Origin of the sequence: Achromobacter sp. GbtcB20, from assembly GCF_019091095.1 — a bacterium.
GTDB classification, from domain to species: Bacteria; Pseudomonadota; Gammaproteobacteria; order Burkholderiales; family Burkholderiaceae_B; genus Achromobacter; species Achromobacter mucicolens.
This window is the reverse complement of the sequence record NZ_JAGXJZ010000002.1, coordinates 1-21,783: the sequence shown is the minus strand read 5'-3', so window position 1 is coordinate 21,783 and position 21,783 is coordinate 1. Positions and strand designations below refer to the sequence as shown.

General features: G+C 65.9%; 22 protein-coding genes. 17 read left to right on the top strand and 5 right to left on the bottom strand.

The annotated features are described in order from the left end of the window. Positions 1-26 precede the first annotated feature (26 nt). Both KVT32_RS02905 and KVT32_RS02900 read right to left on the bottom strand, forming a co-directional pair. Complete coding sequence (locus KVT32_RS02905; RefSeq protein WP_056322428.1) at positions 27-596, bottom strand: phosphonate degradation HD-domain oxygenase; 570 nt, start codon at positions 594-596, stop codon at positions 27-29. A 53-nt stretch (positions 597-649) separates the two neighbouring features. Further along, entirely contained in the window at positions 650-1,513 is an 864-nt protein-coding gene (locus KVT32_RS02900) for a LysR family transcriptional regulator (protein ID WP_056322757.1), read from the bottom strand. Between the two features lie 146 nt (positions 1,514-1,659). On the opposite strand from KVT32_RS02900, the gene KVT32_RS02895 reads away from it, so the two are divergent. The 5 genes from KVT32_RS02895 to KVT32_RS02875 all read left to right on the top strand — a co-directional run bounded on the left by KVT32_RS02895 (position 1,660) and on the right by KVT32_RS02875 (position 7,656). Beyond that, positions 1,660-2,733 carry a putative 2-aminoethylphosphonate ABC transporter ATP-binding protein gene (locus tag KVT32_RS02895; RefSeq protein ID WP_217617690.1) on the top strand — a complete coding sequence of 358 codons (1,074 nt, stop codon included), beginning with the start codon at positions 1,660-1,662 and terminating at the stop codon, positions 2,731-2,733. Positions 2,734-2,740: 7 nt separating this feature from the next. Next, the gene (locus KVT32_RS02890; protein WP_371825566.1) at positions 2,741-4,513 is read left to right on the top strand and encodes a putative 2-aminoethylphosphonate ABC transporter permease subunit; all 1,773 of its coding nucleotides are present in this window, start codon (positions 2,741-2,743) and stop codon (positions 4,511-4,513) included. A 17-nt stretch (positions 4,514-4,530) separates the two neighbouring features. Next, positions 4,531-5,361 (top strand): phosphonoacetaldehyde hydrolase, encoded by an 831-nt coding sequence (phnX, locus tag KVT32_RS02885; protein WP_217617689.1) that lies wholly within the window; start codon positions 4,531-4,533, stop codon positions 5,359-5,361. A gap of 126 nt (positions 5,362-5,487) precedes the next feature. Further along, complete coding sequence (locus KVT32_RS02880; RefSeq protein WP_217617688.1) at positions 5,488-6,510, top strand: putative 2-aminoethylphosphonate ABC transporter substrate-binding protein; 1,023 nt, start codon at positions 5,488-5,490, stop codon at positions 6,508-6,510. Positions 6,511-6,525: 15 nt separating this feature from the next. Then, on the top strand, positions 6,526-7,656 hold the full coding sequence (locus KVT32_RS02875; protein WP_217617687.1) for a TIGR03364 family FAD-dependent oxidoreductase: 1,131 nt from the start codon (positions 6,526-6,528) through the stop codon (positions 7,654-7,656). Positions 7,657-7,746: 90 nt separating this feature from the next. On the opposite strand, the gene KVT32_RS02870 is transcribed toward KVT32_RS02875, so the two are convergent. From KVT32_RS02870 to KVT32_RS02860, 3 genes are all read right to left on the bottom strand, one after another. Beyond that, a complete protein-coding gene (locus KVT32_RS02870) occupies positions 7,747-8,892 on the bottom strand; it encodes an aromatic ring-hydroxylating dioxygenase subunit alpha (protein WP_062838656.1) in 1,146 nt (381 codons plus the stop codon). A 290-nt stretch (positions 8,893-9,182) separates the two neighbouring features. Then, positions 9,183-10,193 (bottom strand): acyltransferase, encoded by a 1,011-nt coding sequence (locus tag KVT32_RS02865; protein ID WP_056322444.1) that lies wholly within the window; start codon positions 10,191-10,193, stop codon positions 9,183-9,185. A gap of 213 nt (positions 10,194-10,406) precedes the next feature. After that, positions 10,407-11,375 carry a tripartite tricarboxylate transporter substrate binding protein gene (locus KVT32_RS02860; protein ID WP_217617686.1) on the bottom strand — a complete coding sequence of 323 codons (969 nt, stop codon included), beginning with the start codon at positions 11,373-11,375 and terminating at the stop codon, positions 10,407-10,409. Between the two features lie 179 nt (positions 11,376-11,554). On the opposite strand from KVT32_RS02860, the gene KVT32_RS02855 reads away from it, so the two are divergent. The 12 genes from KVT32_RS02855 (at position 11,555) to KVT32_RS02800 (ending at position 21,640) form a co-directional block, all read left to right on the top strand. After that, complete coding sequence (locus KVT32_RS02855; protein WP_217617685.1) at positions 11,555-12,409, top strand: IclR family transcriptional regulator; 855 nt, start codon at positions 11,555-11,557, stop codon at positions 12,407-12,409. Between the two features lie 81 nt (positions 12,410-12,490). Beyond that, positions 12,491-12,757 (top strand): exodeoxyribonuclease VII small subunit, encoded by a 267-nt coding sequence (locus KVT32_RS02850; RefSeq protein WP_056322452.1) that lies wholly within the window; start codon positions 12,491-12,493, stop codon positions 12,755-12,757. A gap of 7 nt (positions 12,758-12,764) precedes the next feature. Further along, positions 12,765-13,676, top strand: coding sequence for a polyprenyl synthetase family protein (locus KVT32_RS02845; protein WP_217617684.1), 912 nt, complete (start codon positions 12,765-12,767; stop codon positions 13,674-13,676). A 54-nt stretch (positions 13,677-13,730) separates the two neighbouring features. Beyond that, positions 13,731-15,593 (top strand): 1-deoxy-D-xylulose-5-phosphate synthase, encoded by a 1,863-nt coding sequence (gene dxs / locus KVT32_RS02840; RefSeq protein ID WP_175156236.1) that lies wholly within the window; start codon positions 13,731-13,733, stop codon positions 15,591-15,593. Positions 15,594-15,785: 192 nt separating this feature from the next. Further along, the gene (gene folE2 / locus KVT32_RS02835; RefSeq protein WP_142049988.1) at positions 15,786-16,583 is read left to right on the top strand and encodes a GTP cyclohydrolase FolE2; all 798 of its coding nucleotides are present in this window, start codon (positions 15,786-15,788) and stop codon (positions 16,581-16,583) included. 6 nt (positions 16,584-16,589) lie between these two features. Then, complete coding sequence (locus KVT32_RS02830; protein WP_217617683.1) at positions 16,590-17,513, top strand: DUF817 domain-containing protein; 924 nt, start codon at positions 16,590-16,592, stop codon at positions 17,511-17,513. Between the two features lie 186 nt (positions 17,514-17,699). Then, positions 17,700-18,074 (top strand): 30S ribosomal protein S6, encoded by a 375-nt coding sequence (gene rpsF, locus KVT32_RS02825; protein WP_056322467.1) that lies wholly within the window; start codon positions 17,700-17,702, stop codon positions 18,072-18,074. Positions 18,075-18,124: 50 nt separating this feature from the next. Continuing rightward, entirely contained in the window at positions 18,125-18,448 is a 324-nt protein-coding gene (priB, locus tag KVT32_RS02820; RefSeq protein ID WP_056322469.1) for a primosomal replication protein N, read from the top strand. 99 nt (positions 18,449-18,547) lie between these two features. Next, entirely contained in the window at positions 18,548-18,820 is a 273-nt protein-coding gene (gene rpsR / locus KVT32_RS02815) for a 30S ribosomal protein S18 (protein ID WP_006218308.1), read from the top strand. A 14-nt stretch (positions 18,821-18,834) separates the two neighbouring features. Continuing rightward, positions 18,835-19,290 carry a 50S ribosomal protein L9 gene (rplI, locus tag KVT32_RS02810; RefSeq protein ID WP_056322471.1) on the top strand — a complete coding sequence of 152 codons (456 nt, stop codon included), beginning with the start codon at positions 18,835-18,837 and terminating at the stop codon, positions 19,288-19,290. A 131-nt stretch (positions 19,291-19,421) separates the two neighbouring features. Then, positions 19,422-20,261, top strand: coding sequence for an RIO1 family regulatory kinase/ATPase (locus KVT32_RS02805; RefSeq protein ID WP_062838664.1), 840 nt, complete (start codon positions 19,422-19,424; stop codon positions 20,259-20,261). Then, complete coding sequence (locus KVT32_RS02800; protein ID WP_056322477.1) at positions 20,258-21,640, top strand: replicative DNA helicase; 1,383 nt, start codon at positions 20,258-20,260, stop codon at positions 21,638-21,640. The genes KVT32_RS02805 and KVT32_RS02800 overlap by 4 nt, the downstream gene beginning before the upstream one ends. Positions 21,641-21,783: the final 143 nt, after the last annotated feature.

Genomic DNA, 21,783 nt, shown 5'->3' with positions numbered 1-21,783 from the left:
GCTTTTTCATGGGCGGTGCGCGGCCATTACCAGACGGCGGCCAGCTTGACGCGGCCGGACACGCTTTCGGCGATCTCCAGGAAGTGGTCGAGCGGCGGGGTGGCCAGCCCCGGCACCTTGGCCATGTCGTCCCAGCGCCGCAGACGGATCGCGTCCGGCGCGCCGGGCATGCTGGCGAAGTCGACCGCCTGGCCCGCGTCGAAACTGCCGCCTTGCAGCGCCAGGCTGCGGCGGGAATCGTCCGACAGCTTCGCTTCGTACTGCGGTTCCACGTAGCAGAGGTAGCGCTTGGCTTCCACGTGCAGCCGGATGGGGTCCAGCACGGCGGAACTGAACAAGCCGCGCAGGAAGGGCAGCACGAAATACTGATGCTTGTCGTCGATGCCGCGCAGCGTGGGCGTGCCCGGCCGGTCGGCGATCAGATGGCCCAGGTCATGCAGCAGGCAGGCCGTGATGAGATGGGCTTTCGCGCCGTGCTGTTCGGCCAGTGCGGCCGTTTGCAGCGCATGGCGCAGATGGCTGACGGATTCGCCGTCATAGGACCGGTGTCCGCGTTCAAGGAAAAGCTGTTCGATGTCCTGCAGGGTCAAGGCCATGGTTGTCTCCTGAGTGGCCGCAAGGGGAAGAGGCGGGACAGTGACCGCGACGGTCAGCCGGCTGCCGGCGCCATCTCCAGAAAGCGCGCGATGAGTTGCACCGGTTGGCGCTCGCGCAAGCAGTACAGGTATTCATTCATCACGATGCCGGCGTCCTGGATGTCCAGGGCTGCCAGATCGGGATGGGACGGAATTTCGCGTGACGGGATGAGGCTGATGCCCAGTTCGCACAGGATGGCCTGGCGGATCGACTCGCGGCTGCCGATCTCCAGCGTGCGGCGCACGGTGACGCCGGCCGCTCGCAGCGCGTCTTCGGTCAGTTGGCGCGTCATGGAGCCGGGCTCGCGCAGCAGCAGCGCATGCTCGGCCAGATCGGCCAGCCGCACCTGGCCGCGCCGGGCCAGCGGATGATCGCGATGCGCCACCACGCGGATCGGGTCCGCGGCGATCTTGCGGCGGTACAGGTGCTTGTCATCCATCAGAAAGGAAGACGTGGCAATCTCGATGCGGTAATCCTGCAGCGCCTGCAGCATCGACTGCGAATTGCCGATCGTGACCGTCAGGTCGATGCCGGGATAGCGCTGGTTGTAGCGCCGCACGGTATCCATGATGTAGTAGGGGCCGGTCGCGCCAATGCGCAGGTTGCCCTCGCGCAGGTCGCTCGCGTCGCGCAGCCGGAAGTCGATCTCGGTCTCCTGCTGCACCAGCTTCTCGACCATCGGCATCAGGTTTTGCCCGGCGTCCGACAGCCGCATGCCGCGCCCCTGCCGATGAAACAGCTCGATGCCGTAGCGCGATTCAAGCTGGCGCAATTGCCCCGTCACCGTGGGCTGGCTGACGCCCAGCTGGGCGGCGGCCTTGGTGACGGTTCCGCAGCGGGCCACGGCATAGAAGGATTTGAGTTCGGCGACGAGCACGGTCGGGGGGCGAAGGTTGGACGCAATGCGCAAGACCGCCAGTACACCAAAATAATTTGATGTTTTTATTACTGCATTTGCGCGAAGTGTCATAAACGCTCAATACGCGGCTCCCATACTGCCTTCGTTCCCAGACCGGAGGCCCCATGCCCCAACGCGATACCGCCTTTCTCTCCGTGCAGAATCTCGTGAAGCGATTCGGCAGCCACACGGCGCTGGCCGACGTTTCGCTGGATATCCGCGCCGGAGAATTGGTGTGCCTGTTGGGGCCGTCGGGGTGCGGCAAGACAACGCTGCTGCGCGCGATCGCCGGCCTGGAGCGCCAGGACAGCGGAACCATCGTGCTGTCCGGTCGTGATATTTCGCATGCCGAGCCGCAGGCGCGCGACTACGGCATCCTGTTCCAGTCCTATGCGCTGTTTCCGAACCTGACCGTGGCCCAGAACGTGGCCTATGGCCTGAGCGGCAAGCGCGCCCATCGCAACCACGTCGCCAGCCGCGTCGAGGAAATGCTGACGCTGGTCGGCCTGGCCGGCGCGGCGCAGAAGTATCCCGGCCAGATTTCGGGCGGCCAGCAACAGCGCGTGGCGCTGGCGCGCGCGCTGGCCCCGTCTCCGTCGCTGCTGTTGCTGGACGAACCCATGTCGGCGCTGGATGCGCGGGTGCGCGAACACCTGCGAATCGAACTGCGCGCGCTGCAAAAGCGCCTGTCCATCACCACGCTGATGGTGACGCATGACCAGGAAGAGGCCATGGTGATGGCCGACCGCATCGCCGTGATGAATGGCGGGGTGATCGAGCAGTACGGCACGCCGCGCGAACTCTACCGCCAGCCGGGATCGGCCTTCATCGCCGACTTCGTGGGCGAAGCCAACTGGCTGCCGTTCGAACGCATCGATACGCATCGCGCCCGGGTGGGGCGGCAGGAGCTGGCGGTTGACGCGGCGCTGGAGGCCCGCTCGGGCAAACTCTTCGTGCGGCCCGAAGCCGTGCGCGTCAGCATGGCCAAGCCCGAAGAGCCCAACGCCATGCTGGCCGACGTGCTGGACGGCGTGTTCCTGGGGCGCAGCTACCGCCTTGCCCTGCGCCTGGAAGGCGTGCCTGGCGCCACCGTGCATTCCATCGTGTCCCCCGAAACCGGAGATGCCCTCTTGGGCCCTCACGCTGCCAGCCGTTGCTGGGTGGAGCTGCCGCGCCATGCGATACGCGCCTACGCTTGATCCGGCCATGAACGATTCGCGCGCCGTGGGTCAGACCGTGCCCCATTCCCCGGCTCCCGCCGCCTTCGCCCCGCTGCCCGCCTTGGGGCGCCGCCCGCTGCCCGCCTGGATCGGCGCGCTGGGCCTGGCGCTGGGGCAGGGCGGTCTGGCGCTCGGCCTGCTCGTTTTCCTGGCGCTGCCCCTGGCGGCGATCCTCGTCAAATCGGTGACGGACGCCGATGGCGGCTGGGCCGGCCTGTCTGTCATCGCGGGCATCATCGGCGCCGATGGTTTCCTGGACATGGTGGGGCGCAGCCTTGCCGTGGGAATCGTGACGACGTTGCTGGTCGTGCCTTGCGCCTACGGCTTTGCCTATGGCCTCACGCGCACCCGCCTGCCGGGCAAGGGCATCCTGCGCACGATCGCGCTGTTGCCGCTGCTTGCGCCGTCGCTGCTGCCCGGCATCGCGCTGGTCTATCTGCTGGGCAACCAGGGACTGCTCAAGGGCCTGACCGGCGGCGCCACGATCTATGGCTTCTGGGGCATCGTGGTGGGCGAGGCGTTCTACACGTTTCCGCATGCGCTCATGATCCTGCTGACGGGCCTGGCACTGGCCGACGGCCGCCTCTATGACGCGGCGCGCGCCATGGGCGCGGGGTCGTGGCGCACCTTCATGACGGTCACGCTGCCCGGCACGCGTTACGCGGTGTTCTCGGCGTGCTGCGTGGTCTTCACGCTGACCGTCACCGACTTTGGCGTGCCCAAGGTGGTGGGCGGCGACTACAACGTACTTGCCATGGAGGCCTACAAGGCGGTGGTCGGGCAGCAAAATTTCCCCAAGGGCGCGGCCATCGGCATCCTGTTGCTGCTGCCGGCGCTGCTGACCTTCGTGCTGGACCGCCGGCTGCGGGCCCGCCAGGGCGCCCAGATGAGCGGCCGCGCGCAGCCTTACGCGGCTGGCGTGAACGGCCGCCGCGACGCGGCATTCCTGGTCCTGGCCGGCGTGATGGCTGCCTTTCTGCTGCTCATCATCGGTGTGGCGGTGTGGGCGTCGTTCGTGAAGATGTGGCCGTACAACCTGTCGATGTCGCTGCGTTCTTACGACTTCGACAACATGGACGGCGGCGGCTGGCTCGCCTGGCGCAACAGCCTGCAGCTCGCGTTCTTCACGGCGCTCGCGGGCACCGTGGTGGTCTTTGTGGGCGCGTGGATGATGGAGAAGGTGCCAGCGCGCGGCGCGATGGCGCGCGGCCTGCGCGGCATGGCCGGCATGTTGGCGCTGATGCCGATGGCGGTGCCGGGGCTGGTGCTGGGCCTGGGCTACATCTTCTTTTTCAATAGCCTGGCAAACCCCCTGAACGTGCTGTACGGGACGATGCCGCTGCTGGTGCTGTGCACGGTCGTGCACTTCTACACCAGCGCCCACCTGACAGCCGCCACGGCGCTCAATGCGCTCGACCCGGAGTTCGAGGCCGCCTCCGCGTCGCTGAAGGTGCCGCGCCTGACGACCTTCCTGCGCGTGACGCTGCCGATGTGCCTGCCCGCGGCGCTGGATGTTGCCCGCTACCTTTTCGTATCCGCCATGACGACGGTGTCGGCCGTGGTGTTTCTCTACAGCCCGTCGACGGTGCTGGCCGCCGTGGCCGTGCTTAACATGGACGACGCCGGCTTCATCGGTCCGGCCGCCGCCATGTGCACGGTCATCATGGCCAGCTCCGCCGTTGCCGCCCTGGTCTTGCACCTGGCCAGCCGTGCCCTGGTGGCGCGCACGCAGGCCTGGCGGCGCCCGGCGACCCGTTGACCGGCCAATTTTTCAGGATGACTTCCATGACAGTTCAACCCTTGCCCGTCCGCCTCGAGGCGGTGATCTTCGACTGGGCCGGCACGCTGGTCGACTTCGGCTCCTTTGCGCCCACCAAGGTGTTCGTGGACGCGTTCGCGCAGTTCGGCATGGACGTGTCGCTGAAGGAGGCGCGCGGCCCGATGGGCATGGGCAAGTGGGACCACATCCGTACCCTGTGCGACCGGCCCGCCATCGCCGCCCAGTATCTGGCCCGCTTCGGCCGCGTGCCCAGCGACGACGACGTCACCGCCATCTACGAGCGCTTCCTGCCGATGCAGCTGGAGAAGGTGGCGCAGTATTCGGCCGCCATTCCCGGCGCGGCCGACGTGATGCGCGCCTTGCGCGGGCGCGGCCTGAAGATCGGGTCGTGCTCCGGCTATCCCGCCAGTGTGATGCGCCGCGTCGTCGAGCGTGCGGCCGCCGATAACCTGACGCCCGATTGCATCGTCGCCAGCGACGAGGTCCCGCGCGCGCGTCCGGCGCCCGCGATGGCCTTAAAGAACGTGGTCGAGCTGGGCCTGTCCGACGTGGCCGCGTGCATCAAGGTCGACGACACCGCGCCGGGCATCGAAGAAGGCCGCCGCGCCGGCATGTGGACCGTCGGCCTCTTGCTGTCGGGCAACGCCGCGGGCCTGACGCTGGACGAATACCTTGGCCTTGCCGGCCCCGCCCGTGACGCAGCACGCGCCGCCGCGCGCGCGGAGCTGGTACCGGCCGGCCCGCATTACGTGATCGACACGGTGGCTGATCTGCCGGCCGTGGTCGACGACATCGAAGCCCGTCTGGCGCGAGGCGAACGCCCCTGATCTAAACCCTTCCGCCCGGCGTCCCGGGCCACCCCTAAACCTTTGACTCACCGCGATCCGCAGCCGGCAGCCGCCGGCCGCGGGGACCTCGTTCATCCTGTTTTTCGCTCACGCACGGAGTTGTTCATGAATCGCTACAAGCTGCTTGCACTGGCCGCCGCCCTGACGGGCGTGATGGGCGCCGCCTCGGCCGAGACCACGCTGACCGTCTACACGGCGCTGGAAGCCGACCAGATCAAGGCCTACCAGGCCGCCTTCGAAAAGGCCAATCCCGACATCAAGATCCAGTGGGTGCGCGACTCCACCGGCATCATCGCCGCCAAGCTGCTGGCCGAGAAGAACAACCCCAAGGCCGACGTGATCTGGGGCCTGGCCGGCACGGCGCTGGGCCTGATGGACAAGGAAGGCATGCTGCAGCCCTACGCCCCCAAGGGCCTGGACCAGATCGCCGCCAACATGCGCGACGCCAAGGCCGAACCCGCCTGGGTCGGCATGGACGGCTACGCCGCCGCCATCTGCTTCAACACGATCGAAGCCGAGAAGCAGAAGCTGCCCAAGCCCACGTCGTGGCAGGACCTGACCAAGCCGGTGTATGCCGGCAAGATCGTCATGCCCAACCCGGCCTCGTCCGGCACGGGCTTTCTGGACGTGAGCGCCTGGCTGCAGATGTTTGGCGAAGAGAAGGGCTGGGCCTACATGGACGCCCTGCACAAGAACATCGGCTCGTACACGCACTCGGGCTCCAAGCCGTGCAACATGGCTGCCGCCGGCGAATTCCCGATCGGCATTTCGTTCGACTACCGCGCGGCCAAGCTGAAGGCTGATGGGGCGCCGGTCGAAGCCGTGTTCCCCTCGGAAGGCCTGGGCTGGGAAGTGGAAGCCACCGCCATCATGAAGGGCACCAAGAACCTGGAAGCCGCCCGCAAGCTGGCTGACTTCTCGGCCAGCCGCGAGGCCAATGAGCTGTACAAGGCCAACTTCGCGGTGCTGGCGATTCCGTCGATCGCCACGGCCAACCCGAACCTGCCCGCCGACCTGACCGCGCGCATGATCAAGAACGACTTCACGTGGGCCGCCACGAACCGCGACCGCATCATTGCGGAGTGGACCCGCCGCTACGACGGCAAGTCCGAGCCCAAGAAGAAGTAAGGCGGCGTCCCGGCGATGAAGACTTACGACGTAATCGTGGTGGGCGCGGGCATGCTCGGCATCGCGCATGCCTGGGCGGCCGCCAAGCGCGGCCTGTCCGTGGCCGTCATCGAGCGCAGCCGCCAGGCCCACGGCGCCACCATCCGCAACTTCGGACAGGTCATCGTGACGGGGCAGGCGCCTGGCACGATGCTGTCGCACGCGCAGCAGTCGCGCGAGCTGTGGCTCGACCTGGCGGACAAGGCGGGCTTTCATGTGCGCGCCAACGGGGCGCTGGTGCTGGCCCGCAACGGCGACGAGGCCGACGTGCTGCAGGAGTTCGCGGACACGCGCCTGCGGCAGGAAGGGTATCGCGCGGATCTGCTTTCCGCGCGTGAGGTGGCCGGCCTTTATGGCGGCCAGCTCGCGCATCACTGCCTGGCGCTGCGCGGCCACGACGATCTGCAGATCTATTCGCGCGAGGCGCTGCCGGCCATCACGCACTACCTGCAGTCTTCGTTGGGCGTGGACTTCATCACCGGAACGCTCGCGCGCGCCGTGGAAAAGGGCGAAGTCAGCACGTCGGCGGGCGACTTCACGGGCACGCACGTGTTCGTGTGCCCGGGCCACGACTACCTGACCCTGCTGCCGGAACTGTTCGCGCCGCTGGATCTGGAGGTCACGCGCCTGCAGATGCTGCGTGCGGTGTTCGACACGCATCCCATCGCGCTGGACCGGCCGCTGCTGACCGGGCTGTCGTGCGTGCATTACGGCGCGTTCTCGGACCTGCCCACGGCGCAGGCGCTGCGCGGCGTGATCCAGGCGCGCACGCCCATGCTGCTGGAAAACGGCATCCACCTGCTGATCAGCCCCACGCCCTACGGCGAACTGATCATCGGCGATTCGCATCGCTATGGGCAGGACGCGCTGCCGTTCAATGACGAGGCCGTCGACAACGCGATGCTGGACCTGGCGTCGCAGGCATTGGGCGCGCGGCTGCGCGTGGTGGAGCGCTGGCAGGGCGTCTACGGCGCGCACGGGCCGGCGCCGTTCTCGGTCATGCCGGTGGATCCGGCGACCACGGTGGCGGTCATGCACTCCGGCGTCGGCATGACGGTGGGGCTGGCGATCGGAGAAAGGACGGTCGCTGGTGTCATCGGACGCTGACGCACGCTGACGCATCCAGACGAAAAAAGGGCCTCGCGAATCGGAACCGATATCGCGAGGCCCTTTGTCTTGCAAGCCGGGGCAGGGGAACTACACCGCTTGCATGATGCGGCGGTACCACTCATGAAAGTGCTGCATGCCGTCTTCCATGGGCGACTGGTAGGGACCGGTCTCGTTCACGCCGCGCAGCATCAATGCCTTGCGGCCAGCGTCCATGCGTTCGGCGATCTCGTCGTCCTCGATGGCCGTTTCCATGTAGGCCGCGCGCTGCGCCTCGACGAATTCGCGCTCGAAGGCGGCGATTTCCTCGGGGTAGTAGAACTCGACCACATTCACCGTTTCCTGCGGGCTCTTTGGGTACAGCGTGGACAGCACAAGCACGTGCGGATAGAGCTCGATCATGTGCGTCGGGAAGTACGTGACCCACACGGCGCCGAAGTCGGGGGCGTCGCCTTCGCGGAACGACAGCAGGCGGTCGTGCCACTGCTTGTAGACGTCCGAGCCCGGCTGCGCCAGCGCATTGTGCACGCCCACCTTCTGCAGGCTGTACCAGTCGTTGAACTCCCAGGTCAGGTCGTCGCAGGTGACGAAACGCCCCAGTCCGGGATGGAACGGGCCGACGTGGTAGTCCTCGAGGTAGACCTCGATGAAGGTCTTCCAGTTGTAGTTGCACTGATGCACTTCAACGTGGTCCAGCACGTAGTCGCCGAAGTCGAACTCGGGACGCGCAAACAGCGGCGCCATGTCGGCGGCCGGATCGCGCGGGCCTTCGAAGAGCAGCCCGTGGCAATCGCGCAGGCGGAACTTCTGCAGGTTCATGCAGGGCGTGGTCTCGAACTGCGGCGCGCCCAACAACTCACCCTGGTTGTTGTACGTCCAGCGATGCAGCGGGCAGACAATATTGCCGCCCGTGGCCTTCAGGTTGCCATGCGTGTTGCAGTTGCCAGCCACGTTGCCGGCCTGGCCGCCAAGCATCAGTGCCTGACGGTGGCGGCAGACATTTGAGATGAGTTCGACGCCGTGCTGGTTGCGAACCAGCGAGCGCCCTCCGTTTTCCTGGACCAACGTACGCCAATCCCCGATTTCGGGCACCAATTTCTGGTGGCCGACATAAAGCGAGGATTGCTTGAAAATGAGTTCTTGCTCGCGGGCAAAGAGGGCTTCGTCAAAATATGCGCTGACGGGTAGCTGGGTGCGAGCTGGCACGACATGTGCCATCCGACCGATGTCGGTCATGATTCCCTCCGCTCGGATAAAAAAGCCAGGACGGTTTGAGCCTTGCCAGGTGCTTTTGTTCAAGTCCAGGATCCCGGCGACGGTTCCGGCGGGTCTTGTTCGTGAATTCGAGCCTGGTTGAATCCGTTCTGGCGCGAAGAAAAATCGGTGTCTGGCCGATCAAGTAAGCCGTGAATTGTACCCCAAGGGCCTGCGCGACGCCCGGGGCAATCCCCCCGGCTTATCGAGGCAATCCGCGGGTGGTGTTGACCCGGCGCAAAGCGCGATTAACCCTTTAATCCGTAGGTCTTTCAGACGAGGCGCCGCGTGGCCGGATGACGGCGCAGCAGCCAGCTGCTGGCGGCTGACAACGCAAACACCATCATCGTCAGCAAGGGCACCGCCCACACATCGCGGTCCCCGCCGGAAAACGCGCCCGCGCGGCGCGCGACATCCAGGAAGACCGGATGGATGAGATAGACGCCAAAGGTCAGCGGGGCCAGCGCGGCAAGCCTGGGCAGCCGCGGCGAGGACACGATCCATTGGAACGCGGCCAGCGACATGAACGGGACCGTCAGGCTGAAGTAGTCGTAGAAGTAGGTGTCCAGCACGTGGCCGTTGGACATGATCGTCACGCCCATCGCCGTCGCGGCCACGGTGGCGGCAAGCATCAGGCCCGGGCGCGGCACGCGCATCTCGCCGTCAAAGATCAGGCGGCCGGCGACGAAGTAGCCCAGATAGGGCAGGAACCACGTCAGGAAAAAACCATGCGGCGCGCCCAGCGCGCGGCGATACAGGGCGTCAAGGATTGCCACCCCCAGGATGCCCACGACCCACAACGCGCGCGCCTTCGGCGTGCTGCGCGCATACAGCACCCGCACCAGCGGCGCGAACAGGTACAGGCCGACGATCATGTACAGGTACCACAGGTGGTAGTAGGGCTCGCCCTGCGCGACCTTGCGCGGCCAGAACGAAAAGTCCACGCGTCCGTCGTCCCACCAATCCAGGCCGGTGCGCCACGCCAGGTAGAAGAGCGTCCAGAACAGCAGCGGCGCGCAGATCCGCGCCATGCGTTTGCTGTAGAAGCGCCGCGCATCGTGCGGCTTGTCGGGATCGAGCAGCAGGGCGCCACTCACCATCACGAAGACGGGCACGCACCAGCGCGCGGCCGAGTCATACAGGTTGGCAGCCAGCCATGCGCCGCGGCCGTGCGCGGCGGGATCGCTGACGATGAGTGCCGCGCTGTGCAGCAGAACGACGGCCAGCGCAGCCAGCCATCGGGCTGAGTCAAGGCGGGCGTATCGGTCTTCGGAGTGAGGCATCGGGCTCCCGGATGGTTCGGCTTCTTCTCGCCTTACCTTATCAGCGGCGCCACGCCGATTTCTGTATCCAGGGGTTAACCCGCGCGTAAAAAACCGACAGGGCCGGGAGGGCGCTGTCGGGGGGAAGGGGCCTGCCCGCAGCTGAGCCGCGGGCAGGCCGATCGCGGGCCGGCGGTCCGCGAACGTTTTGTCACGAAACCGGCGGGTCGAGGCTTACTGCAGGACGATGTTGGCCTGCTTGATGAGCTGCGACACGATGGGCTGCTCGGTCTTGATCTGCTTGTCCAGTTCGGCGGCGGTGCCCGAACGCGGGTCGATGCCCATGTCCAGCAGGCGCTTTTTCACGGCTTCGTCCTGCAGCGTTTCGGTCAGTGCGGCCTGCAGGCGTTCGACCACGGGGGCCGGCGTGCCCTTGGGTGCAACGAAGCTGAACCAGGCGGTCATGTCGAACGACGGGTAGCCCTGTTCAGCCAGCGTGCCCAGGTTGGACTGCGTCGCCAGGCGTTTGGGGCTGGTGATCGCGAAGACCTTGACCTTGCCGGCGTCGGCCTGCGGCATGCCGGTGGCCACCATGTCGAAGAACAGGTCCACATCGCCGCTGATCAGGGCGGGCAGGGCCTGCGTGGCGCCCTTGAACGGCACGTGCAGGATGTCGATGCCAGCGCGTTCCTTGAACAGTTCACCGGCCAGGTGCGACGAGGTGCCCGGACCGAACGTGGCGAACGTCAGCTTGCCCGGATTCTGCTTGGCGTAGGCCACCACGTCCTGGGTGTTGTTGAACGGGCGCTTCGGCGTGGACAGCAGGACCAGCGGGCCGACGCCGACCATGCCGATCTTGGCGAAGCTGTCCGGGTCGTAGGGCAGTTCCTTATAGAGATATCGGTTGGTCACCAGCGTGGAGTTCGTGGCCATCAGGATGGTGTAGCCGTCCGGCGCTTCGCGCGAGACGTAGGCGGCGCCGATGGACGTGCCCGCGCCAGCCTTGTTCTCCACGATCATCGACTGGCCCAGGTTCTTGGCCATCCGCTCGGCCAGCACGCGCGTCAGCACGTCGGTGGCGCCGCCGGCCGGGAAGGGCGAAATCACCTTGATCGGCCGCGCCGGATACGTATCGGCCTGCGCGCCCAGCGCGGCAGCGCTGAGCATCAGGGTGGCGAGCAGTTTGAAGCTGTTGCGAATCATGTTTTCCCCTTGAAATCGCGTGGTCAGAGTGGATCGACGGGCCTGGCTTGGCTGACTTGATACGCACGCCGGGTGCGAACATCGGGCCGCTTGCCAGGTCTCCTTGGATGCTCTAAATTCCGTCATATGGAATTTAATTTTGTCATTCGAAATAAACTATAAAAACGAAGCGTATAGAAATGCAATCATTTTCTGGCGGCAAGCGCGCCGCCCTCCCGCCGTCCAAGCCGGACCAGAAGCTTGAATTGAGCCTGCCCGCGCGCCGCAAGCGCGCCGCCGGCTCGGGAGAAGGCGCCCATTCGCCCGACTTCATCACGGCGCTGGCGCGGGGCCTGGACGTGCTGCGGTGCTTCCGGCACGGCGTGGCCGCGCTGGGCAACCTGGACCTGGCGCGCCTGACCGGCTTGCCCAAGCCCACCATCAGCCGCATCACCTACACGCTCACTGAACTGGGTTATCTGCGCTACCACCCCGACACCGGCAAGTACTCGCCTGGCTATGGTGTGCTGGCGCTGGGATTCGGCCTGCTTGCGGGACTAGAGGTGCGTGAGCTTGCCAAGGCCTCGATGACCGACCTGGCGCGCGAGACCGGTGGCGCCGTGGCCCTGGGCGCCTTCGACGGCGATGCCATGACCTACGTCGAAGCCATCCACGGCTCGTCGGCGCTGTACTTGCGCTTGCCCGTGGGTTACCGCGCCACGTTGGACAGCGCCATGGGGCGCGCCTATCTCGCCAGCCTGCCCGCGGACGCGTGCGACGCCGTCCTCGCGCGTCTGGACCAGGGCGCCCCAGCCGCCGAGACCATTGCGCGGGCGCGCGCCGAACTCGCGCAAACCGGCTGCTGCTTCGCAATCGGCGAATGGCAGTCCGGCATCAACGCCGTCGCCGTGCCGTTCACGTCGATCACGGGCGAGGGCGTCTTCGTCATGAGCTGCGGCGGACCGGCCAGCCTGCTCGAGGCCTCGCTCCTTCGCGACCGCGTGGCCCCGGCGCTTCTGGCTGCCGTGGCAGGCCTGGCGGGGGCGCCGGCCTAGCGCGCGGGGCCCTTGCGGGCCGCGCTTGGCTATCTCGTACAATTCACGGATTAATCCACCCCTAGTGCCCCGGAGGCCCGTTTGGCCAAACCCACTCAAGCTGATCCGCAGAACGACGATCGTCCCTTGCCCCAGGATTTCGAAACGGCGCTGGCCGAACTGGAATCGCTGGTCGCGGCCATGGAAGACGGATCGTTGCCGCTCGAGCAGTCGCTTGCTGCCTACCGGCGCGGTGTGGCGCTCACACGGGTTTGCCAGGAACGACTGGCCCAGGCTGAGCAGCAGGTCAAGGTCCTCGAAGGCGGCCTGCTCCGGCCGCTGGATCCCGCGGCGCTGGACGACGAATAAGAAGCCGATGAAGCAAATTCAACTCGCTTTTCCCGAGTGGTTGCAAGGCCGTGCGCTGCATGTCGAAGACGTGCTCGACGACCTGCTGCCGCCGGCGGACCTGGCGCCTGCCCGTTTGCACGAAGCCATGCGCTACGCCGTGCTTGGCGGCGGCAAGCGCGTGCGGGCCGCCTTGGTCTATGCCGCCGGCCAGGCCTGCCCCGTCAGTGGCAGCGTGCTGGCCATCGAGGCCTCGCTGGACCGCGCGGCGGCCGCCGTCGAACTGATCCACGCCTATTCGCTGATCCATGACGATCTGCCCTGCATGGACGACGACACGCTGCGCCGCGGCCGGCCCACCACGCATGTGCAGTTCGACGAAGCCACCGCCATGCTGGCGGGCGACGCGTTGCAGCCGCTGGCGTTCGAGCTGGTCGCCTCCATGCCGATTGCCCCGGCGCTGATCGTCCAGGCCACCCAGTCGCTGGCGCGCGCCGCCGGCAGCCGTGGCATGGCGGGCGGGCAGGCCATCGATCTGTTCAGCGTCGGCCGCGCGCTGTCGCGCGACGAACTCCAGACGATGCACGGCATGAAGACCGGCGCGATGCTGGCGTGCAGCGTGGCGTTGGGCGGCATCGTGGCGGGCGCCAGCTCGGCCTCGCGCCAGGCGCTGGATGCCTACGCGCAGGCCATGGGCCTGGCGTTCCAGGTGGTCGACGACATTCTGGACGTCACCGCGGACAGCGCCAGCCTGGGCAAGACGCCCGGCAAGGACGCCGCCGAAAACAAGCCCACCTATGTTTCCCTGCTGGGCCTTGACGCAGCGCGGGCCTTCGCCGAGGAACTGCGCATGACTGCGCTGGCCGCCCTGGCGCCGCTGGGCGACGCCGGCGGGCGACTGGCCCAGCTTGCCGACTTCATCGTTCTTCGAGACCGCTGATCCGAGATCAGCCCGGCCTTCCTGGTAGGCCGGGCCAACGAACCCCATAAAAGCATGACGACAGATTTACTGGACCGCATTCAATCGCCGGCTGACCTCAAGCGCCTGGATCGTCGCGAACTGAAAAAGCTCGCCGACGAACTGCGTGGCTTCGTGCTGGAGTCGGTATCCAAAACGGGCGGTCACCTGTCGTCCAACCTGGGCACCGTCGAACTCACGCTGGCGCTGCATCAGGTGTTCGACACGCCGCATGACCGCATCGTCTGGGACGTCGGCCATCAGTCCTATCCGCACAAGATCCTGACGGGGCGCCGGGCCGGCATGGCCAAGCTGCGCCAGCAGGGCGGCATCTCCGGTTTCCCCAAGCGCAGCGAATCCGAGTACGACGCCTTCGGCACCGCGCACTCGTCCACGTCGATCTCGGCGGCACTGGGCATGGCGGTCGCCTCGCGCAATGCGGGCGTGCAGCGCCAGCACATCGCGGTGATCGGCGACGGCGCCATGTCGGCCGGCATGGCGTTCGAGGCCATGAACAACGCGGGCGTCACGCCCGACATCAACCTGCTGGTGATCCTGAACGACAACGACATGTCGATCTCGCCGCCCGTGGGGGCGCTGAACCGGTATCTGGCGCGCCTGATGTCCGGACGCTTTTACGCCACGGCCAAGAATGTGGGCCGGGCGGTGCTGCAGCATGTGCCCCCGGTGCTGGAGCTGGCGCGCCGCTTCGAGGAACACGCCAAGGGCATGGTCACGCCCGCCACGCTGTTCGAGGAATTCGGCTTCAACTACGTCGGCCCCATCGACGGCCACGACCTGGACGCGCTCGTTCCCACGCTGCAGAACCTGAAGGCCCTGGAGGGCCTGCAGTTCCTGCACGTCGTCACGCGCAAGGGCCAGGGCTACAAACTGGCCGAAGCCGACCCGGTGCTGTATCACGGTCCCGGCAAGTTCGATCCCGCCGTCGGCATCCTGCAGTCCAAGGCGCCGGGCAAGCGCACCTTCACGCAGGTGTTCGGCAAATGGCTGTGCGACACGGCCCAAGAGGATGCGCGTCTGGTGGCCGTCACGCCGGCCATGCGCGAAGGCAGTGGCCTGGTCGAATTCGAACAACGCTTTCCACAGCGGTATTTCGACGTGGGCATCGCCGAACAGCATGCCGTCACGTTCGCGGCCGGCGTGGCGTGCGAGGGGCAGAAGCCCGTCGTCGCCATCTACTCCACCTTCATGCAGCGCGGCTACGACCAGTTCATCCATGACGTCGCCCTGCAAAACCTGGACGTGACCTTCGCCCTGGACCGCGCCGGCATCGTGGGCGCGGACGGCGCCACGCACGCGGGCAACTACGACATCGCGTTCCTGCGCTGCGTGCCCAACATGGTGGTGGCCACGCCCTCCGACGAAAACGAAACCCGTCTGCTCCTGTCCACCTGTTATCAGTACCCGGGGCCGGCGTCGGTGCGCTATCCGCGCGGCGCGGGCTGCGGCGCGGCGGAAGCCGAGGCCCTGGATACCGTTGAACTGGGCAAGGGCATCGTGCGGCGCGAAGGCAAGAAGATCGCCATCCTGGGTTTTGGCACGCTGGTGCAGGCAGCGCTGGGCGCCGCCGGCAAGCTGGATGCCACCGTGGCCGACATGCGTTTCGTCAAGCCGATCGACCGCGACCTCATCCTGGATCTCGCGAGCCGCCACGACGCGCTCGTCACCGTGGAAGACGCCTGCATCATGGGCGGCGCGGGCAGCGCGGTGCTGGAAGTGCTGAGCGCGGCCGGCGTGCTGATCCCGGTGCTGCAACTGGGCCTGCCGGACGAATTCATCGACCACGGCGAACAATCGGCCCTGCTGGCCGGCCTGGGTCTGGATGCCGCCGGCATCGAACAGTCGATCCGCGCGCGTTACGCCAGCCTGCTGGCCTGAGCCGGCTTCATGCTTGCGGCCGAGGGCGCGCGCCCTCAGCCGCAAGGATGAAACACACTGTTCCGGCCCCTCGGGCATGCGGGCCACAGGGTTACCGCTCCCGATCGCCTGCGGGTGGGCGATAATTAGCCCCTTTCAAGACAACTGGGCGGGTCGCTCCACGGCGCACCGGGCCCGGACAGGTAAGCCGAAATGAATTCTCCGATCGACCCCGCCATCGTGATGCCCGACGTCCAGAGCGCCACGGACACGCGGCATATCCCGATCCAGCGCGTCGGCATCCGCGGCGTGCGTCACCCCATGCTGGTTCAAAGCGGCGACGGCTCGGCGCAAGGCACGGTCGCCAACTGGACGCTGACCGTGGCCCTGCCGCCCGAAGAAAAGGGCACGCACATGTCCCGCTTCGTGGCCCTGCTCGAAAAATACCGCAGCACGCCCATGACGCCGGCGCTGTTCCGCACCATGGCGGCCGACATGCTGCCTCTCCTGCATGCCGAGCGCGGCGACATCACGGCTTCGTTCCCGTACTTCATCAACAAGTCCGCGCCGATCTCAGGCGTGCAGAGCCTGCTCGACTACGAGGTCCAGTGGATCGCGCGCGCACAGGCCGACCGGGTCGAGTTCGAGCTCGTGGTGCAGGTGCCCGTCACCAGCCTGTGCCCGTGTTCCAAGGCCATCTCCGAGTACGGCGCGCACAACCAGCGTTCGCACGTCACGGTCTCGGCCATCCTGAACGAAGACATCTCGATGGACGGCGTGATCCGCCTGATCGAAGACGAAGGCTCCTGCGAACTGTGGGGCCTGCTCAAGCGCCCCGACGAAAAGTTCGTCACCGAGCGCGCCTATGACAACCCCAAGTTTGTCGAAGACCTGGTGCGCGACGTGGCCGCCCGCCTGAACGCCCATCCCGGCATCGCGCGCTATCGCGTCGAGGCCGAGAACTTCGAGTCCATCCACAACCACTCGGCATACGCCGTCGTCGAAGGCTGAGCGCCGATGCGCCATCCGGCGGCCAGCGACTGGCCGCTCATTGCCGGCCTGCAGCAATGGGAAGCGCGGCTGGCCAGCAATCTGGCCAGCCGGGGCCGCCTTGGCGTGGCGCTGTACGAGTTCTTCCGCTTTGGCGTGAAGCAGGCGTGGGCCTGTCTTTTTGGCGGCCTGATGTGCGCGCTGCTGCTGGGCACGCACTGGTGGTATCCCAAGGGTGCCGCCCTGGCGCGCTACGACTTCCTGACGCTTGCCGCGCTGGGCATCCAGGCCGCGTTGCTCGCGCTGCGCATGGAAACCTGGAGCGAGGCCCGCGTGATCCTGATGTTCCATGTGGTCGGCACCTGCATGGAAATCTTCAAGACCGCCGCCGGCTCGTGGATCTATCCCGAGGCGAGCGTGCTGCGCATTGGCGGCGTGCCGCTCTTTACGGGCTTCATGTACGCCGCGGTGGGCAGCTATCTTGCCCGTGTGTGGCGCCTCTTCGACTTTCGCTTTCGGGCGCATCCGCCGCTGGCCGCGACGGTGGCGCTGTCGGTGCTGATCTACCTGAATTTCTTCGCGCACCATTACGTCTGGGACTTCCGGTGGGCGCTGTTCGCGATGACGGCCATGCTGTTCGCGCGCACGTGGGTGTATTTCCGCATCTGGCAGGTCTACCGGCGCATGCCGCTCCTCTTGGGCTTCGTGCTGGTGGCGCTGTTCATCTGGTTCGCCGAGAACATCGGCACCTTCGCCAATGCGTGGCGCTATCCCAACCAGTCGCACGTGTGGCAGGTGGTGCCCATCGCCAAGCTGGGCTCGTGGTTCCTGCTGATGATCATCAGCTACGTCATGGTCAGCGCCGTGAACCGGCCGCGGCCCATTGGCCAGGCCGATCTGCCCGCCGCCGACGGGCAAGCGTCTGCCGGTAACGCGTCCCTTATTTCCTGAGCTTTCATCGGCTTGCACGGGATCGCTCAATCGGTGATAATCGAGAGCTTTCTTGCTCGACCACCCATGGTTTTTGGGTAGCGGGCTGCCCCTTGCGGCGATCGTCGATGATCCTTGATCCACCCATGATGGAAAGCGCGGGTGCAAGACGAACTGCCAGCAAGACATCCTCAAGGAGTTTTACCCATGCGTCACTACGAAGTAGTGTTTATCGTTCACCCCGACCAAAGCGAGCAAGTGCCCGCCATGGTCGAGCGTTACCAAGCACTGGTCACGGGCCAAGGCGGCTCGATCCATCGCCTGGAAGACTGGGGCCGCCGTCAACTGGCCTACCCGATCCAGAAGCTCGTCAAGGCTCACTACGTCTGCCTGAACATCGAGTGCGGCCAAGCCACGCTGGATGAGCTGGAACACTCGTTCCGCTACAACGACGCCGTGCTGCGCCACCTGGTCATCAAGACCAAGAAGGCCCAGACCACCCCGTCGATCATGATGAAGTCGGTCGAGCGCGAAGAAGCCCGCAAGGCTTCGGCGGAAGCTGCCCCGGCTCAGGCCGAGTAAGCACGCTCACGCAGAGCTCATCGCATCAAGTCCCCTCGGTACCAGGCAGGATGAACAAGCTGGAACTCAGCGCACGCGTTCTCGAATGCGAGCCTTTGCGCCACACGCCCGCCGGTCTGCCAGCACTCGAAATGCTGCTGGCGCACGAGTCGGAGGTCATCGAAGCCGGCCACCCGCGCCGTGTCGAACTGACGATCGCCGCCGTGGCACTGGGAGATCTGGCGCTGCTGTTGAAGGACACCGCGTTAGGGTCCGAATTGCTGGTGCAGGGGTTTTTGGCTCCCACCCGCAAGGACTCGGTGAAGATCAAGCTGCATCTGCAGCAGGCACGCAAGATCAAGGCAAGCGCCGGACGCGATCCGCAGGTGGCTTGAAGCGAATGAGACCCAGGGTGCGAGAGCGCCTTCTGAATACGGATAGGTTATGGGGAAGTGGGCAATGACCCAGTCCCCTCAAACATAAAGGCACATATCATGGCTTTCTTCGGAAAACGCAAAGAAAAACGCAAATTCACGCAGCAGAACCCGCTCTTCAAGCGTCGTAAGTTCTGCCGCTTCACCGCAGCCGGCGTCGAAGAGATCGACTACAAGGATCTGGACACCCTGCGCGACTTCGTGCAAGAAAATGGCAAGATCATCCCGGCTCGCCTGACCGGCACCAAGGCAATCTACCAGCGCCAGCTGGACACCGCCATCAAGCGCGCGCGCTTCCTGGCTCTGTTGCCTTACACCGACAACCACAACTAATCCGGGGCACTGAAATGCAAGTTATTCTGCTCGAAAAAGTCGTCAACCTGGGCAACCTGGGTGAAGTCGTGCGCGTGCGTGATGGCTACGCCCGCAACTTCCTGATTCCCCAGAAGAAGGCCCGTCGCGCAACCGACGCCGCCCTGAAGGAATTCGAAGCCCGCCGCGCCGAACTGGAAAAGGCCCAGGCTGAAAAGCTGGCCGCTTCCCAAGCGCTGGGCGAGCGCATGAACGGCTACCAGCTCAAGATCGTTCAGAAGGCCGGCGTCGACGGCCGTCTGTTCGGTTCGGTCACCAACGCCGACATCGCCGAAGGTCTGAAGAAGGCTTCGTTCGAAGCCGTCGAAAAGGCTCAGGTCCGTCTGCCCAATGGTCAGCTCAAGGCCATCGGCGAGTACCCGGTCCAGGTCGCCCTGCACGCCGACGTCGTGGTCGACATCACGGTGCTGGTCGAAGGCGAACTGTCCTGATCCGGCAGTCGCGGTAAAAAGAAGCCGGCCCGCGCGCCGGCTTTTTTTCTTTTCGCGGCAATGGGCCCATTTTCTGCTGAAGGGTGCGTGGCCCCACACCCTCGCTGTACGCTGTCATTCCCGAGGACCTCTTGACTCATCCGCCTGTCCACCACAACGCCCCGCCCGGATTGCGAGCCTGGCTCGACAGCGTGGATGCGTCGCGTGAACCTTCGGTGCGCGATGTGACGATAGATGGCGTGCGCTGCATCATCAAGCGGCGCCGGCCCGGCATCCTGCAGGGCGTGAGCTATGTCCTGCGCTACGTGCGCGCCTTGTTCCTCGCCGTGGGCTGCAAAGTTTTCCTGGGCGAGTTTCCGCGCCCCAGCGTGCTGCTGCGTAATGGCCTGGCCCACGAAGGGCAGCGTCTGGCGCAGTTGCTGCAAGCCGGGGCCCGTGTCCCCGAAGTCTGGTGGCGCGAGCAGAACCTGCTCGTGCTGGAGTTCGTGGGCGAAGACCTGGCCGATCTCATCCGCAACGAAGACTCCACCTCGCGCCTGTGGCTCACGCGCGCCGCCGCGGCCGACCTGGCCGCTTTCCATGTGCGCGGCATGTGGCATGGCGGGGCGCAGATCCGCAACGTGACGTTGCGCGATGGCGAGATCTGGCGCATCGACTTCGAGGAAAACATCGGTGCGACGCTGTCCCGGCCGCTTGCGCAAGCGTATGACCTGTTCCAGATGCTGGCCTCGCTGGTCTCCTTGCGTAAACTCGAAGACGACGACGCCAGGTCGCTGGGCAAGCTGGCGCTGGACGTCTACCTGGAGAGCAATCCGGATCCCGAAGTGCGCATCCGCTTGAAGCGGCTGGCGCGCGTGCTGTGCGGCATCGCCATGCCCCTGCGCCCGGTCCTCGCCCGCTTTCCCTCGCGCGATATCCAAGGGTTTTTCCGCGTCGCGGATATCCTGCAGCCGTTACTATTGAAGCCATGAACACACCCGCCGATTCCCAGCTCGAGTACCTGCGCGTCCCTCCCCATTCCATCGAGGCCGAGCAGTCGGTCCTGGGCGGACTGCTGCTGGACAACGCCGCATGGGACCGCATCGCGGACGTGCTCCTCGAAGAAGACTTCTACCGGCACGACCACCGGCTGATCTGGCACCACATCGCTCGCCTGATCGGTCTGGCGCGCCCGGCCGACGTCATCACCGTGCACGAATCCCTCGTCAGCGCGGGCAAGGCCGAAGAGTCCGGCGGGCTGGCGTACCTGAACGCGCTGGCGCACAACACGCCGTCCGCCGCCAACATCCGCCGCTACGGCGAGATCGTGCGCGAGCGCGCCATGCTGCGCAAGCTGGTGTCCATCGCCGACGAAATCTCTTCGGCCGCCATGAACCCGCAGGGCAAGGAAGCGCGCCAACTGCTGGACGAGGCCGAGTCCAAGGTGTTCAAGATCGCCCAGGAAGGCGCGCGCGGCGCCGCGGGCTTCCAGGAGATCCAGCCGCTCTTGACCCAGGTGGTCGAGCGCATCGACGAGCTCTATCACCGCGAGAGCACGTCCGACGTGACGGGCGTGCCCACGGGCTTTACCGACCTGGACAAGATGACGTCCGGCATGCAGGGCGGCGACCTCATCATCGTGGCGGGACGCCCCTCGATGGGCAAGACCTCGTTCTCCATGAACATCGGCGAACACGTCGCCATCGAAGAGGGCCTGCCCGTGGCGGTTTTCTCCATGGAAATGGGCGCGGTTCAGCTCGCCATGCGTATGCTGGGTTCCGTGGGGCTGCTGGACCAGCACCGCATGCGTACCGGCAAGCTGATCGCCGAAGACTGGCCGCGCGTCACCCACGCCGTGCAGCTCATGCAGGACGCGCAGGTCTACATCGACGAATCGCCCGCGCTCAGCCCGATGGAAGTGCGCGCCCGCGCACGCCGTCTGGCGCGCCAGTGCGGACAGCTCGGCCTCATCATCATCGACTACCTGCAGCTCATGTCGGGCAACGGCTCCGGCGAAAACCGGGCCACCGAAGTGTCGGAAATCAGCCGCTCGCTCAAGGGTCTGGCCAAGGAACTGAACTGCCCGCTGATCGCGCTGTCGCAGCTGAACCGAAGCCTGGAGCAGCGCCCCAACAAGCGTCCCGTGATGAGCGACCTGCGTGAATCGGGCGCTATCGAACAGGACGCGGACGTGATCCTGTTCATCTATCGCGACGAGGTCTACAACCCGGATTCGCCGGACAAGGGCACGGCCGAGATCATCATCGGCAAGCAGCGTAACGGTCCCATCGGCACGGTGCGCCTGACGTTCCAGGGCTCCAGCACGCGCTTCCTGAACTTCTCCGGCGCGCAGCCGCGGGACATGTACTGATCCTCTGGCGACAGCTGCCGCCCAATAAAAAAGCCGCGCAGTGTAAGCGCGGCTTTTTTCATTCTGGTGACCCGTCCTGGAATTGGTTGACACCTTTTTGAGAGAAAAAAGGAGAGTCAATTGGAATCAAGGATCAAGCGAAC